Origin of the sequence: Lonepinella sp. BR2357 (assembly GCF_051851525.1) — a bacterium.
GTDB lineage: Bacteria > Pseudomonadota > Gammaproteobacteria > Enterobacterales > Pasteurellaceae > Lonepinella.
In genome coordinates, this window is the sequence record NZ_JBPDVG010000011.1 from 21,544 (window position 1) to 38,425 (window position 16,882).

Sequence of the window (16,882 nt, forward strand, 5' to 3'; positions counted from 1 at the left end):
AAATATGACTAATTATGATTTATGTGATTATAGAATTGAAATAACTCAAGAAATGTTTGAAGCCGCTGTAAGAGAAGTGGAGAGAAGATCTCCAAACCTTAAACCGCATTTCTATTTAGGTTATTTAAGTGAAGAAGCTAGACAAGTTCTTGGTTTTTTAGGGGAGTTTTCTTGTGCAACTTACTTTGGTTATAATTGGAAAGATTATATAAGAAAAGATTACAAACTAGCTGATAAATATGACTTAATTTTTAAAAATAGAGAGGATAGTTCAATTTCTTATCGCATTGATGTTAAGACTGAAACTTTACCTAGTTATGAAATATTAAATAAAGTAATGAATAAACAAATTGATGATGACAAACCTTACGGAAGAAGATTAATTCATCAATATCAATTTGAAAATAATTTATCTAATTATAATTGGATTTTATTTGGATGCTTTTTAAGACCAAAAGAGTCCGAGTTAAGTTGGAATCCTGTCGGTAATTATTGGTACCTTATAGGAGGAATAGAAACAGAAAAAATAAAAGAGAATACAATTACAAGAGAAACGCCATTTGGCAGTTTATACCCTGAACCATGCGTTAATATACGTACATCATTATTACGTCGTCGGAGAAAAAATATGGATGTAATGTTCGGTAAAAAACTACAGATTAATTGCTCTAATCAAACTTTTTATAAATTTTTAGGATATTTAGCTAATCATCCTAATGATATAAATATAGTATATGAAAGAAATTCTGAACAAGGAGCTTGGGGAAATGAATCTCGAATACACTTTAGCAGTGATTTTGTTAGAAACAAGTTTATTCATTTAGGTATTAATGTGACAGCAGGTGTAAGCAACATTGATTCTAGATTAAATTGCAATGAATTGATTGAGTTTTTGTATAAACTCGGCTTTCAGCAGGGAAATACTCAGAATTTAAACGTTATCAGGAATAATATCTCAAATGATTATATTAATGATTTTAATAATGGAGCATTAATGTAATATTCTATGAGCCTATAAGAGCCTATAACAAAATTTGTGTAAATACCTGTTTCTGGAATAATATTCAAAAATAGGTATTTTAATAACAAATTAAATTATAAGCTCCAAAGTGCGGTATTTTCTAACTTATTTTTATCCTAACTATACCCCATCAATCTCAACAGTTCCTTAGTATAATCAATGGCTTCGGTGCGATTTGCTACGCCGATTTTTTGGTATAGATTGCGGATATGGGTTTTAGTGGTGGTTATGGCGACTTGTAATTCTTCTGCAATATGTTCATTGTTATAACCTGAATAAATCAGCCCTAACACTTGCCATTCTCGTTGGGTCAGTGGGCTGATTTTAAGTAATTCAGGGACTTCAGGATTTTTCAATAAACGTTCTACAAATTGCTCGTCAAAATGGGCAAATTTATGCCGATAGTGCTGATTGATACTGCGTAAAATAAATTGTGCTTTATGTTGGGTAAATTCGTCTAATACATTGCTTAATTGCAGGAGTTGACGAATTTGTTGTGCCATAATATCGCCTTCAAGCACAAACGCACTGATAAAATTTGTTTGTTTGGTTAAGCGAAGTGCTTCAAGCAAATCTGTTTGAGCCAGATTTTTTTCATTCTGTAAGAAATACAGACGGTTACGCAATATTAATGCTCGATTTAAATCACTGGTTAAATTGAGTTGCTGGGCGGTTTCAATGATACGATCTAAAATCTGTTTCGCTTGGCTAAATTCACCTAGTGCAATGTACGCTCGGGCAATACTTCGCCATTGTTCTTGGCTAAAATGATTGCGATCAGTGTGGGGTTGTTTACTTTGAATTAACCAGTTTTGCATGGCTTCAAGATTATTATTCATTTGATATAACAATACTTTGGCAGAATCAGCATTGGCTAACCAGTCATCATGATAATCGTGCATACCTTGTAAAATATCTAAGCCTTTAATCAACCGATCAGCGTTATCTAAATCACCACGTACCAGTGAAATTTTGCTTAATAGCGTCACACATTGTAATTTATCAGAGGCTTTATTTAGAATTTGAATGCCTGCATTTGCCATGGCTTCAGCTTTATCAAGATTGTACCATTCCCATAAGATACGCCCTTTTAAGCGGAGCAAAAACTCATACATAGGAATTTTTTGTAGGTGATTTTCTTTCACAAACAGGGTGGCTTTATCCAACATATCATAAGCGGCTTGCAAAAAGCCCTGTGCCATTAAAATTTCTGATTGTTGTAACAGCGACCATAAAATATGATGATAAGTATGGTGATGACGTGCCATTTTTTCAGTGTGTTGTTGGATTTTTAAGGCTTGCTCCAGATTACCATAACAATGATGTGCTTCACCGATAATAGAGTTTGCCACAATTTGTGCGTAATAGGCGTTTTCAAGTAAATCGGCTTGTGCTTTTGATGCAAGGGATAACGCCGTATCTTCATTGCCGTCATTAATGGCGACCTGTGCCAATAATACATCAAATTCCGCCTGATTTTCTTTGCTTAATTGTATGTTATTTTGCTGTAATGCTTGTTTAAATTGGCTAAAAATACCGATTACTTCATTATGTCGATGTTGACTTTGTGCCAGCCATGCCTTGAGTAAGACTAAATTGGGCTGTTGCATAAATTCGTCTTCATTTAGGCATTGTAAACTTTCTTCCAATAATTGCAGTTCACCATGATGAAATAAATCCCAAGCATGTTGATTTAGAATGGATAACAAAATGGAACGATTTTCTAATTGCATCGCATGATATAAGGCTTCGGTGATATAACCCAATTTTAACCATGCTTCTGCTGCCCGTTGATGAAGATCTTGCAATTCTTCGCCTAATTCGGTTTGGCAACATTGCCATAAAAACGTGGCAAATAAAGGGTGAAAACGCCACCAGTTATCTTCGGAATCCATTTGATGTAAGAATAAACCTTGTTTTTCTAACTCTTCTAAGGATTTGCGGCTATTGGTTACACCCGTTAAATGTTGTACTAATGCTTCATTCATGGAACGCAGCACGGAACATTGGAGCAAAAATTTGCGAGCTGTCTGATCGAGCTTATTTAGCACTTCATCATTTAAATATTCATTGATATGGGAATTATTTAACTTGGCTAACCGTTTGGCAGCGTCCTGTAATGAGGTGTTTTGTTGCTTAACGGATAGGCTAATTAATTGTAAGGCGGTCGGCCAACCTTCTACTTCATCGCAAAGTGCGGTGATTTCTGGTTCAATTAATTCTGCATCAAGACGAGATTGGAAAAAAGCAATACTTTCTTGATGATTAAAAGGTAATTGACCCGCATCAATTTCTAATAATTGTTCTTGCACTCTCAAATTGGCAATGCCTAACGGTGGCACGGAGCGAGAAAGCAAAATCAATGTCATATTATCGGACTGATGACGAATCCAATATTTTAATGCTTCGTGAATATCTTCATTTTCAATTAAATGATAGTCATCTATAATCAAATAGAAATGCCCTTTTAAGCCAGCAATCTTAATTAACAGCTGATCGAATAAGGTAAATAAGCTGGCTTGATGATTAAATTGCCCATCTTCTATTATGGGCTGTTCTGCATTAATCGCTTGGCTAAGAGCTGCACAAAAATAGGTGGCAAAACGTTCGGGATTATTGTCACTTTCATCTAGCGAATACCAACCCACATTTTTGGGTTGTTGTGAATTAATCCACTGAGAAATTAACGTGGTTTTACCATAACCCGCAGGTGCATTAATCAGCACCAAAGGATATTCACAGGCTTTATCTAATAATTGTATTAAACGCTCTCGAATCACGCTATTTTGTAAGCGGTAAGAACAAATCAGTTTTGATGGAATGAGCATATATTTAAGGTATCCAGTTGGTGTAGGAGAATACGGTTTCTCTACTTCTTTATAGTCATACTACGAAGATTATAGCAAGGATGATTTATTTTTACATTGATCCAAGATAATGAAACATAGAGATTTAATAAAAATTTATGGAGTTGCTATGTTACAAAACCAATTTACTCAGGCATCATTTGATACTGTCGTGCAAAAATACTGCCGTTATTTTGATGTGGACGGTGCCGAACAGTTTTCTTTGAGCCAATGGTATCAAGTGTTAGCCGAAGGAAGCCTTGCTTTAGCTTATGCCAAACCAGCACAAAAAAAGGCGGATACTCGCCACGTCAATTATCTTTCTATGGAGTTTCTTATCGGGCGATTAACCGGCAATAACCTGATGAATTTAGGTTATTACCAGCAAGCCAAAGCCTATTTAGCCAACTATGGAGTAGAAATCGTTGATGTGTTAGAACAAGAGCGTGATCCTGCATTGGGGAATGGTGGTTTAGGTCGATTAGCTGCCTGTTTCTTAGATTCCATGGCAAGCCTTGGACAACCTGCCACAGGCTATGGTTTGCATTACCAGTACGGTTTATTCAAACAAACCTTTGAAAACGGCGTACAAAAAGAAAGTGCAGATTTTTGGGGACGCAATGATTACCCGTGGCAAAGCCACAATCCAGCCAAAACCCAATTAGTGGGATTTGGGGGCAAAATTCAGTGCATTAAAGATGATAAATACGAATGGCAACCTGCATTGACCATTCAAGGTAAAGCCTATGATCTGCCTGTGGTGGGTTATCAAAATGATGTCGTGCAGCCTTTACGTTTATGGCAAGCGGATAACGATCAAACCTTTAGCTTTGAGAAATTTAATGACGGTAAATTCTTGCTTGCGGACAAAGAAATCGTTAATGCGGCTGCCTTAACCCAAGTGTTATACCCGAATGACAACCATAAAGCAGGGCAAAAACTCCGCTTAATGCAACAGTATTTCCACTGTGCTTGTTCAGTGGCGGATATTTTAGCTCGTCATTTGGCACAGGGTCATCGCCTACAAGACTTTGCTAAATATCAAGTGATTCAATTAAATGATACCCACCCAACTCTGGCTATTCCAGAATTAATGCGAGTGTTATTAGATGACTATAATTTAAGCTGGGATCAGGCTTGGGAAATTTGTTCAAACACCTTTGCTTACACCAACCACACCTTATTACCCGAAGCCTTGGAACAATGGGATCAACGCCTATTTAAACAGTTATTACCACGTCATTTCCAGATTGTGGATAAAATCAATCGTTTATTCCAGCAAAAAGTGCGGTCAGAATTTGGTGAAAATCCACAAGTTTGGGAAAAATTGGCGATTTTATTTGATTATCGGGTTCGCATGGCAAATCTTTGTGTGGTCACTTGCTTTAAAGTCAATGGAGTGGCTCAAATTCATTCAGATTTATTGGTGACGGATTTATTCCCTGAATATCATAAAATCTTCCCAACCAAATTCTGTAATGTGACCAATGGTATCACGCCACGCCGCTGGATTCGTCAAGCTAATCCAAAATTAAGTGATTTATTAGATCGCACTTTACAAACCGATTGGACTAAAAATCTTGAACAATTACAGGGTGTTGAGAAATATGTGGCAGATAGCGGTTTCCGTACCGAATATCGCCAAATTAAACAACATAACAAAGCGATATTGAGTGCGGAAATTAAACAGACCCTTGGTTTAAGCGTAAATGAAGATGCCATTTTTGATGTGCAAATTAAACGTTTCCACGAATACAAACGCCAACATTTGAATTTACTCAATATTATTGCGACTTATCAACAGCTGAAAGACAATCCAAATATGCCGTTCACGCCACGTTTATTTGTCTTCTCAGGCAAAGCGGCACCAGGCTATTATTTGGCGAAGAATATTATTCATGCCATTAATAACGTGGCACAAGTGATTAATCATGATAAGCAAATGAAAGATAAATTACAGGTCGCATTTTTGCCAGATTATCGCGTCAGTCTGGCGGAAAAAATTATTCCCGCCGCCGATGTGTCGGAACAAATTTCCATGGCAGGTAAAGAAGCCTCAGGGACGGGCAACATGAAACTCGCCTTAAATGGGGCATTAACCCTTGGTACATTGGACGGTGCTAATGTGGAAATCGCCCAGATGGTCGGTACAGAAAATATTTTCCTGTTCGGTCATACGGTAGAAAGTGTCCGCGAACTGTTGGCACAAGGTTATGACCCAAAAGCCTATTATCAACAAAATCCCGTGTTAAAAAGTGCGGTGGATTTTTTAACCAAAGGGGCGGTGTGCCAAGGCAATAAGGCGATGTTCAAATTGATGATCGACAGCTTAATAGAACGTGATCCGTTCTTAGTGTTGGCGGATTTTGATAGCTATATGGTAGCTCAACAACGCATTGGACAGGCTTATTTAGACAGGGAAGCATGGTTACACAGTTGTATTTTGAATACGGCTCGGCTTGGTATGTTCAGTTCTGACCGTTCCATTCGAGATTATCAACAACGTATTTGGTTGAAATAACAACGTTTTCCCCTGTTACAGCAGGGGAAAATAAGGGGAATATGATGACAACAATATTGAATAAACAATGCCAACAAGCGGGTATTTTGCCGTATTTTTTTGATGAAAGGGGATTAAAAATTCCCCCTAAAACGGAAGTAAAAAAGCGGTTACTCAAAGCGTTTGAAAATAATTTCTCGCAACATTCATTGTTGCCAACGGTGAAAATATTTCGCCAAAAAACACCGCACTTTTTCCCATTAAATACCACCAATCAACGTGAACACATACAGGGAAAATGGCAGCTTTGGTTAGAAAACCAGACTGAACCTTTGCAAGGGAAAATCAAACGCAATGCGATTCCGTTACCACAAAATTTACCACTGGGCTATCATCAATTACAATTAACCGTAGGCAAACAACAATGGCAATGCGTGCTGATTATCGCCCCTGAACGTTGTTATCAGCCGATTGAACTGCTGGAACACAAAAAATTATGGGGAACCTTTTTACAGCTTTATACCTTAAAATCAGCAACCAACTGGGGGATCGGCGATTTTGGTGATCTAAAACAATTTATCCAACAGCTCGAGCCTTATCAAGCAGATTTTTTAGGCTTGAATCCGATTCATGCACTCTTCCCTGCCAATCCTGAATCTGCCAGTCCTTACAGCCCATCTTCACGCCGTTGGTTAAATATTGCTTATATTGACATCGGAAGCATTGTGGAATTTCAACAAAGCCAAGCAGCACAAGCGTGGTTTAACTCCGATGAAATTCAACAAAAATTAACCGCACTTCGAGCCACAGATTGGATTAACTATGCGGATGTTATTCCGTTAAAATTAACAGGATTACGTTTTGCCTTTCAGCAAGCGGATAAAGAAAATCCTACTTTCATTGAGTTCTTACAACAAGGCGGTGAAAGTCTGCAAGTACAAGCAACCTTTGATGCGTTACACGCCCATTTGAGCCAGCACTTTTCTGAACAATGGGGTTGGGATTTTTGGGCGAAAGAGTATCAAGATTTTAACTCGCCAGCCGTGCAACAATTCCGCCAACAACATCAACAGGATATTTTGTTTTACAGTTGGTTACAATTTATTGCGGATCAGCAACTGGCAGAATGTGATGCTTTGTGTAAAGCACAAGCGATGCCAATCGGTTTATACCGTGATTTAGCCGTCGGCGTAACGGGCAATGGGGCAGAAACTTGGAATAATAAAACCTTATTTTGCCTAAATGCTTCTGTCGGTGCGCCACCCGATGTACTTGGACCACAAGGGCAAAATTGGGGATTAACGCCATTCAATCCACACATTTTGCAACAACAAGCCTATCGTCCGTTTATTGAATTAGTCAGATCTAATATGCAACACTGCGGTGCGTTACGCCTTGATCATATTATGTCTTTATTGCGTTTATGGTGGATTCCGAAAGGGGATAGTGCGGTCAACGGGGCTTATATCCGTTATCCAGTGGACGACTTAATTGCGATTCTGGCACTTGAAAGCCAGCGTCATCAATGCACTATCATTGGAGAAGATTTAGGTACTGTGCCAAAAGAAATTGTCAGTAAATTACGCAATGCTGGCATTCTCTCTTACAAAATCTTTTATTTTGAATTTGGCCAACAAGGACAAAGCCGAGATTTACAACAGTATCCTTATCAAGCCATGACAACCCTCAGTACCCACGATTTACCCACCATTAACGGTTATTGGCGTGGTTATGATTTTGAGTTGGGGAAACAGTTTGGCGTTTATCCAAACCCTAAAATCTTGAGCATTTTGCAACAAGACAGAGTGCGAGCAAAACATAAAATCTTAGATCGTTTGCAACAAGCTGGGATAGACATTGAACAAGGGATTGATGAAACCCTTGATTCTCCAGTCAACAAAACATTCAATCATCAATTACAACGCTATGTGGCTAAGGTAAGCAGTGCATTATTTGGTTTACAACCCGAAGATTGGTTAGATATGACCGAACCTGTTAATATCCCCGGCACCAGTACGCAGTACGCTAATTGGCGGCGGAAATTAACTAAAAATATTGATGCGATTTTTGCCGATCGGGAAATTCAGGCGTTGTTGATTGGGGTGAAAGAGCAGCGGTTGGATAATGCGTAAACGAATAAAGATTGACAATAATGGGGTTAATGCCCATAAATTTCTCGGTATTATGTCGCACTGCCAAAAAATTTATCCCCTGTTTGTTCGGGGGATTTTTATGGGCGAAAAATACGTTTACTTAGGTGTCTATACCAAAATTTCTATTTACATTCCTTTTATTTTCTATATAATTCCGAATCGAAACTAATCATGACTAAAGTCTAATGAAACGAAACTTTAACCAACGCAATACTCAACAACGTCGTCAACAGATTATGCAACTGTTACAACAACAGGGCGAGATCACGGTTGAGCAATTAGTCCAGCTATTTGACACTTCTGAAGTGACGATTCGTAAAGATCTCACTGCATTAGAAAACAACGGTTTTTTACTTCGCCGTTATGGCGGAGCCATTTTAATGCCACAAGATATTTTTGAACAGGAAGAGTTACTTTCGAAACAAAAGTTAGCCATTGCCAAAATCGCAGCAGAACGCATTCGGGAACATAACCGTATTATCGTGGATAGTGGCAGTACCACAGCGGCATTGATTAAGCAGTTAGACGGTAAGCAAGGCTTAGTGGTAATGACGAACTCTCTTTCGGTTGCAACAGAATTGCGAGCGTTGGAAAATGAGCCGACCTTGTTAATGACCGGTGGCACTTGGGATACCCATTCGGAATCTTTTCAGGGAAAAGTGGCGGAGCAAGTGTTGCGATCTTATGATTTTGATCAACTGTTTATTGGGGCAGATGGCATAGATTTAGAACGTGGCACCACCACTTTTAACGAATTAATTGGATTAAGTCAGGTGATGGCGGATGTCAGCCGTGAAGTGATTGTGATGGTGGAAAGTCAAAAAATTGGCCGAAGAATGCCGAATTTAGAACTGACTTGGGCACAAATTGATGTGTTGATAACCGATAATCAAATTTCAATGCAGGACAAACAATTTATTGAAAACTTAGGCGTACAAGTGATTGTCGCTGAATAATATTTAGAAAAGGAAAAACAACTTATGTGTGGAATCGTCGGTGCAGTCGCACAACGTGATGTGGCAGAAATTTTAGTGGATGGCTTACACCGTTTAGAATATCGGGGTTATGATTCTGCTGGTGTAGCGGTGTTAAGTGCGGATAAAAATATGCAAATTGCTCGCCGAGTGGGGAAAGTGAAATCCCTTGAAGATGCGGTGAACGCCAAGCCATTAGTGGGTGGTACAGGGATTGCGCACACGCGTTGGGCAACTCATGGCGAGCCATCAGAAACCAATGCACACCCCCACCGTTCAGGGCATATTGCCGTGGTGCATAACGGCATTATTGAAAATTATCTTGAATTAAAAGCCCAATTACAGGATCGTGGCTATGCGTTCCAATCGCAAACCGATACCGAAGTGATCGCTCATTTAGTGGAATGGGAATTTCGCACCGCAAAAACCTTGTTAGAGGCTGTCCAAAAAGCGGTGGTACAACTACGTGGAGCCTATGGCACAGTGGTGATGAATGAACAAGATCCAGAACGTTTAATCGTCGCTCGTTCGGGTTCACCGTTGGTGATTGGTTATGGCGTGGGTGAAAATTTCTTGGCCTCTGATCCCTTGGCATTATTAAGCGTGACTCGCCGTTTTGCTTATTTAGAAGAGGGTGACGTTGCCGAAATTACACGCCGTACCGTGAGCATTTTTAATCGTGCTGGTGAACCTGTTGAGCGTGAAATTCACGAGGGTAATTTTGAGGCAGATGCGGCAGATAAAGGGCCATATCGTCACTATATGCAAAAAGAAATTTTTGAACAACCGGTGGCCATTATCAACACATTAGACGGTCGTATTAAAGACGGCAAGGTGGATATTCAATCTATCGCACCGAATGCCGTGGATATTTTATCGCAAGTGCAACACGTGCAAATCGTGGCTTGTGGCACCTCTTACAACGCAGGCATGGTGGCTCGTTATTGGTTTGAGTCTATTGCCGGCGTGAGCTGTGATGTGGAAATTGCGTCCGAATTTCGTTACCGTAAATTTGTTACTCGCCCGAATAGCTTATTAATAACCTTGTCGCAATCCGGTGAAACCGCAGATACTTTAGCCGCACTTCGCCTTGCCAAAGAATCGGGCTATATGGCGGCCATGACTGTGTGTAACGTGGCCAGTTCCTCTTTAGTGCGTGAATCCGATTTTGCTTTTATGACCAAAGCGGGCGTAGAAATTGGTGTGGCCTCCACCAAAGCCTTTACCACTCAATTAACCTGTTTATTATTATTAAACGTGGCCATGGGACGTTTAAATGGTCAGGTGAGCGAAGAACAAGAACATCACATTGTACAGGCTTTACAACGTTTACCTGCTCAAATTGAAAGTGCGTTGGTTTTTGATAAACAAATTGAAAAATTATCCGAGGACTTTGCCGATAAACAACATACCTTATTTTTAGGCCGTGGCGAATATTACCCGATTGCCATGGAATCCGCCTTGAAATTAAAAGAAATTTCCTATATTCACGCCGAGGCCTACGCCGCAGGCGAACTCAAACATGGGCCGTTGGCGTTAATTGACAGCGAAATGCCTGTGGTCGTGGTGGCACCTGAAAATGATTTATTGGAAAAAGTGAAATCCAATATTGAAGAAGTGCGTGCCAGAGGCGGTCAACTTTATGTATTTGCTGACCATGATGCGGGCTTTGAAGAGGCCAGTGGCTTTAAAACCATTGTGTTACCGAAAGTGGATGAAGTGACTGCGCCGATTTTCTACACCGTGCCATTGCAATTATTGTCTTATCATATTGCGATTATTAAAGGCACCGACGTGGATCAACCGAGAAACTTAGCGAAAGCGGTGACGGTGGAGTAAAATCTCTTTAGAATATAAGAATAGGTGCGTTTTTACGCACCTGTTTTTTTCTACTCAATCCCCAATTCCAACCCCATTTCAATCAAAAAGCGTTGTTCGGTTTTTAAATCCTGTTGTACTAACGGATTGCGTGCCAAATAATCAGGTTCAAAATCCAGTTGCCACAAAGTGCGGTGGGTTTTGAGGAAGATTTTTTCGGTTTGTTCCGTGGCTTGGCGTGAGCGGTTAAGCAGAATGGCCAAACGCAATAAACGGATTAACGCCAACACATCTTGTGGTGTGTAGCGAGAAAATTGAGCAACATCATCTAAATGAAAACCATTGATTTGCAAACGCACGAGCGTGGCAAGCAAACGTTGTTGTTCTTTGTCGAAACCGGGCAATTCCATATGGGTGAGAATATAGGCGGAATGTTTTTGCATATTTTTATGATTAATCACAATGCCCACTTCGTGCAACAACGCCGCCCATAATAAGATTTCTTGCATTTCTTCGGCAAACTCACTGGCTTGCCAATCGTGAAAGTGTTGGGCTAATTGCACCGCCGTTTTGCTCACGCGTTCCGCTTGAATGCGGTCAAGATTAAATTGTTCCGCTAGGGATTCGGCGGTACGTTGGCGGATATTTTTTACTTGGAAATTTTTATCCAAACTGTACATCACGCCCTCACGTAAGGCACCATCAGAATAACGCATTTGTTCAATTTGATAAGTGTCGAATACCGCACTCAAAATAGCTAACCCCGGCACGAATACATCAGCTCGTTCTTCGTTTAAGCCAGACAATTTTAAATTATCAAAGTGCGTGGCTTTTAGTGTCCGTTCAATCAGAAAATCTAACCGACCGGCGGTGATAATGCCGTCGGGATCGAGCGTGGCTGTGATCACCTGATGAACGGTTTTAATGGTGCCAGATGAACCGAGGACATATTGCCAACCTAATTGTTGATAAGGTTGAGCGAGATCCTGAATACGGCTTAGGGCAGCTTGGCGAGCATGTTCAAAATTTTCCACGTTGATTTCACCATTAGGAAAAAATTGTTTGGCAAAACTGACACAGCCCATATTGCGGCTCTCGGCTACCATGGGGTCAAAATCTTCGCCAATAATCATTTCTGTGGAACCGCCACCAATATCAATGACCAGTTTACGACCACTTTCAGGCTGGGTATGCGACACGCCAGCGTAAATCATTTTGGCCTCATCTTGGCCTGAAATAATATCAATCGGGTAAGGAAACACCTGTTTGGCTTGGCGTAAAAATTCCGCATTATTCACCGCACTTCGTAGCGTGTAAGTACCCACTACATTCACATTTTCTGCTTGAAAACCCTGTAATCGTTCAGCAAATAAAGCAAGGCAATTCACTCCGCGAGTAATAGCTTCTTGATCTAAAATACCATTTTCATCTAACCCTTTTGCCAACTGCACTTTTTGTTTTAAACGTGACAAAATTTGGATGGATCCGTTAACGATACGTGCCACGATCATGTGGAAACTGTTGGAGCCTAAATCAATGGCGGCAATTTCACGAGCTTGGTGTAAATTGCCCTGCGAAAGTGCGGTGGCTTTGTTGATTAAATTAATTGTATTCATAAATTCATCATAAAAAGGTTAAAATTCAAATTCATACAATACATCAAAGGCCTGATTGACCCCAGATACTGATTGTAAGAAAAGTTGTGGAACTAAACGATAACGCAAGGTGACTTCGGCAAGACCGTCAAATAATCCTACGCCGTATTTAATTTTTAAACGAGGCGTAATGTTACCACTCACAACGACTTTAGAACTGTCACCCACACCAGAAGTGCCTAAGTTTAAATCTTGAATACCGAAGGCTTCTCCAATACCGCCGACTAGCTTACCGCTTTTGGCTAATCCCATGCCGAGCAAGGCCGCCCCAACAGAACCGCTTGAACCGGCATCTCCGCTACTTTCTAATGAGCGACCGGTGATAATATAAGACAAGGCTTGATCTTGCGGCATACTAGGTTCAGAGAATACTACCACATCAGGAGAATCTGCCACACCGGTGACTTTAATCCCAGCGGTGACCTTACTGTCCTCCATCGCTTCAGGATTACGAATGGCCTCAATATTTAATAGCGGTTGTGATGGTAAACCAGAAAAGCTAATTTGCCCTTTACGAATCAGCAGATCTTGCCCAAAGGAGGCATAGCGTCCATTTTTCAGATCCACTTGTCCGTATAAACCTAACTGTCCTTTGTCTTGCTTAACGGATAATTTACCCTCTAAATTACTGTCTAAGCCATAGGCTTTGACATTGACATCCTTGCCAATATTAATCTCTAAATCTGACGTAATCAACATCCCTGATTCCGTGGTGGCGGCCATTTGACGAGATGCTAACACGTCGCCATTTTTCAGTGGATTCGCACTGTCTAAAATCACTTCATCACTGCTGACCGACACCGCACTGTCTGGCAAACTTTCCACCGCAATTCTGGCCCATGGAATATCCACATTGCCACTTAAGGCTAATAATTTCGGATTGGCTTTCACGGTCACGTTCGGACTCACTCGCACTTTGGCCATGGACGGAATATTCACCAAGAATTTATCTGCTTGGGCATGCACTTGAGCGTTCCATTGTTCAAGGGTTTTCCAATCTGCCTCACCATCGATATTTAAACGGCTGTCGGCGGTTTGAATATCGCCTTGCAGCGTAGAGCGGTTGCCCAAGAAATTTAACGCCACAGCACCGCCAGTGATTTCCACTGGAGAAGATTTGAGTTTGGCTTTTAACTGATTAATATTAAAGGCACCATTTAACAGCGGTGCATTTAAATCCCCTGCAAAGGTTAAGTTTGATGTAATGCCACCTGAGATTTTTTCACTACTGGATAATAATTGGTTCGCCAAATTCAGATTCACGCCGTCAATCTTCAAGGCACCGGATAATTTGCGTGCTTTGACAATATCCTTAATGTTCACATCTGCATTAATGCGACCGTTATTTTGAATCTGAATATCGGATTTCACCGCCAAATTATCGTTATCTAATTGAGCGTTTAACGCTAATTTTGGAATCGCTAATTTAAAGGTGCGGTAGTCTATTTTTTGTGCCACCGCCACGCCGTCGCCATTGACGGTGACATCAAGTTTAAGCGGTTTATTTTCATTCCACGCAAAGGTACCAGTACTGCGTAAGGTACCTTGTAATAAGCCATTTTGCTCGGCTAATTTATTGACCAAGGCTAAATTGAACCGTTTTAACTCAAAAGGAATTTCCCCATTTTTGCCGGCTTTAAAGGATAGAGGAAAACACAAATCAATGTCCGTATGTTTCCAACAGTGGCTCGAAATGGTAGCAAGCGTTTGTTTATTATCAAAGCTAATATCAATATTTTGGCTATTTTTCACCTCACCGATTGGTGAATTTACCGCAACTTGGCTTAAGGTGCCTTTCCACACTTGCGAACTGCGGTCAAAACTGCCGGATAAATTTAAGCCTCCAGCCACCGGTTCACCACTGGAGCGTAATTGTAATTGGTGAGATTTTTCATTGCCTGATGCGGTTAATTTCGCTTGATTCAATTTAATCTCGCCTTGGCTTAATCCGCTTAATTCCACATTTAAATCGCCTTGAATTTGTTGTTCCGTGCTGACGTTACCTTTGGCACTGACTTTGGCAATTTTTAACTGTTGAAATTGAATATGACTGCCGACTAAATCGAGATCTAAATTCGGTTCGGTGATTTTGCCTTTAATATGGGCTTTGCCTATTAATGCAGCGGATAAATCAGGCAACAGTCCTTTTAAGTTGGGAGCGTTAATGTCTAACGCAAAATCCGATTGTTCGGTTAATTTACCCTTGGCCACAATATGGTTGACGCCATAATTTAAGCTAATTTGTGATGTGTTTAACAAGACCTGATTATCTGACGTCAAACTGCCTTTTAGGCTGAGTGGATTTTTCGACAGCGAACCTTGAATATTTAATTCAGGTACGGCGATTGCCCATTGATTGCCTTTCACTTGTCCTGAATGCGTGAGTTTACCCGATAATACCGCTGGGAATGCAGACAAATAGGCCCCCAGATTAATTTTGCTTAAATCCGTATCCGCTTGCCATTCCACGCCGTCTTGCCAGTTTAATTTTCCGTCCAAAGTGAGTGAACCGTCTAACGCATTGACCTGTAATTTCTCAATGTCCGTGTGTGAAATGCCACCGCTGGCTTGTAACGCCAGATCCGTTGACGGTGCGGACATGCCTTTGATTTGGCCATTTAACGCTAACTGATAATCAAGCAAATTACCGCTCACATTTAGCGTAGTATTTTGCACCTTAAGCGGATCGCTTGTTTGGCTAAACGGATAATCAAATTCAGCCACATTTAAGGTGAGATTTAACGGTGTTTTTTCCTGATTAAGTTGGACATCCGCATTGAGCGTGGCCTTGGCGACACCTTGCGTGGTCAGAGAAAGTGCGGTGGTCTTTTTCAGATTTCCGCTGACAGACAGATCCACCACGGATTTTGGCAATAAAATCTCATCGCCTTGTTTAAAGGTATCCAAATCAGAATGCAAGGTTAAATTCAGTGGCATGTCTTGATCCAACTGCATATTGCCTTGTGCTTGGATATTACCTACCGAACTGTCAATGTGTAACGTTTGTAATGCCACATTTGAACCAGTAGCATCCGCTTGCACTTGTACGCTTGGCACATCAATTTGTTGCACTAACTTGCCATCAGTGAATTGTTGATATTGCCAGTTTTTGCCTGAAATATCAGGAACGTGCATATCAAAAGGCAAAATAATTTCATTCAGATTCGCCAATAATGCGGGGGTTAAACTTTGCTCGATTTGTTGCCAGTTGATCGGCTCACTTGGGCTTTTTTCGGCTTGAATCTGGGCTTGTTTGTCTTTTTCTGCTTGCTCTTTGGTATTGCTAGTCAGAATATAGGCAACATCATTAATCTGTGTCGGTTCAAGGGTTAAACCATTTTCATTGTTTAAAAACACCGCACTTTTGAATTTGCCAAGATGAATCTGATTATGATCAATGCCTAACGCCAGATTATCCACTTCCACATTTTTCACGGCGACCGAAACTGGCAAAGTGATTCGCCGCATTTCACTTTGTTCTTTTTCTTCTTCCGGTTCAGACGGTGGCAATTTACTGGTATCAATCTGAATGGCCGGCTGTTGTAGATGTAAATTCTCAATGCAAATATCCGCTTTTAGTAAGCAACCAAAATCAAATTTGAGTTCGGCCTGAGCAATATTGGTAGCCACGCCGGCGGATTGAAATTCCACATTTTTTAACACTAAGCCATTCTGCAATTTGCCTTGCACTTCGCCAATGGTTAAACCATCTACATATTTGTCCGCTAAACCGACAGCCCATTGGGTACCACTTTCGGTGCCCATAATGCCAGCCACGCCCACGCCAGCTAAGCCAGCGATACCGGCAAGTACGCCAGTCGCCACCAAACTGCGGTGTAAAATTTTGCTTTTTTTGCCCTTTGTGGTTGGGCTAGATTGCGGTGTATTTTCTGGTTGTTTAACTGAGTCTGTCAT

General features: G+C 40.6%; 8 protein-coding genes. 5 read left to right on the forward strand and 3 right to left on the reverse strand.

Annotated features, from left to right (window positions below):
* Positions 1–4 precede the first annotated feature (4 nt).
* Complete coding sequence (locus ACTG7L_RS08490; RefSeq protein WP_439328171.1) at positions 5–1,000, forward strand: hypothetical protein; 996 nt, start codon at positions 5–7, stop codon at positions 998–1,000.
* Between the two features lie 137 nt (positions 1,001–1,137).
* Here ACTG7L_RS08490 and malT read toward each other — a convergent pair whose 3' ends face one another.
* Positions 1,138–3,849: an HTH-type transcriptional regulator MalT gene (gene malT / locus ACTG7L_RS08495; protein WP_439328172.1), complete on the reverse strand. Its 2,712-nt coding sequence runs from the start codon at positions 3,847–3,849 to the stop codon at positions 1,138–1,140.
* Positions 3,850–3,997: 148 nt separating this feature from the next.
* Here malT and glgP point away from each other — a divergent pair, with 148 nt between their 5' ends.
* The 4 genes from glgP (at position 3,998) to glmS (ending at position 11,333) form a co-directional block, all read left to right on the forward strand.
* Complete coding sequence (gene glgP / locus ACTG7L_RS08500) at positions 3,998–6,388, forward strand: glycogen/starch/alpha-glucan family phosphorylase (protein ID WP_439328173.1); 2,391 nt, start codon at positions 3,998–4,000, stop codon at positions 6,386–6,388.
* 44 nt (positions 6,389–6,432) lie between these two features.
* Positions 6,433–8,499, forward strand: a complete 2,067-nt coding sequence (malQ, locus tag ACTG7L_RS08505; RefSeq protein ID WP_439328174.1) for a 4-alpha-glucanotransferase — start codon at positions 6,433–6,435, stop codon at positions 8,497–8,499.
* 206 nt (positions 8,500–8,705) lie between these two features.
* On the forward strand, positions 8,706–9,476 hold the full coding sequence (locus tag ACTG7L_RS08510; RefSeq protein WP_439328175.1) for a DeoR/GlpR family DNA-binding transcription regulator: 771 nt from the start codon (positions 8,706–8,708) through the stop codon (positions 9,474–9,476).
* Between the two features lie 24 nt (positions 9,477–9,500).
* Complete coding sequence (gene glmS, locus ACTG7L_RS08515; protein WP_439328176.1) at positions 9,501–11,333, forward strand: glutamine--fructose-6-phosphate transaminase (isomerizing); 1,833 nt, start codon at positions 9,501–9,503, stop codon at positions 11,331–11,333.
* Positions 11,334–11,383: 50 nt separating this feature from the next.
* Here glmS and ppx read toward each other — a convergent pair whose 3' ends face one another.
* Complete coding sequence (gene ppx, locus ACTG7L_RS08520) at positions 11,384–12,928, reverse strand: exopolyphosphatase (RefSeq protein WP_439328177.1); 1,545 nt, start codon at positions 12,926–12,928, stop codon at positions 11,384–11,386.
* 18 nt (positions 12,929–12,946) lie between these two features.
* Entirely contained in the window at positions 12,947–16,882 is a 3,936-nt protein-coding gene (gene tamB, locus ACTG7L_RS08525) for an autotransporter assembly complex protein TamB (protein WP_439328178.1), read from the reverse strand.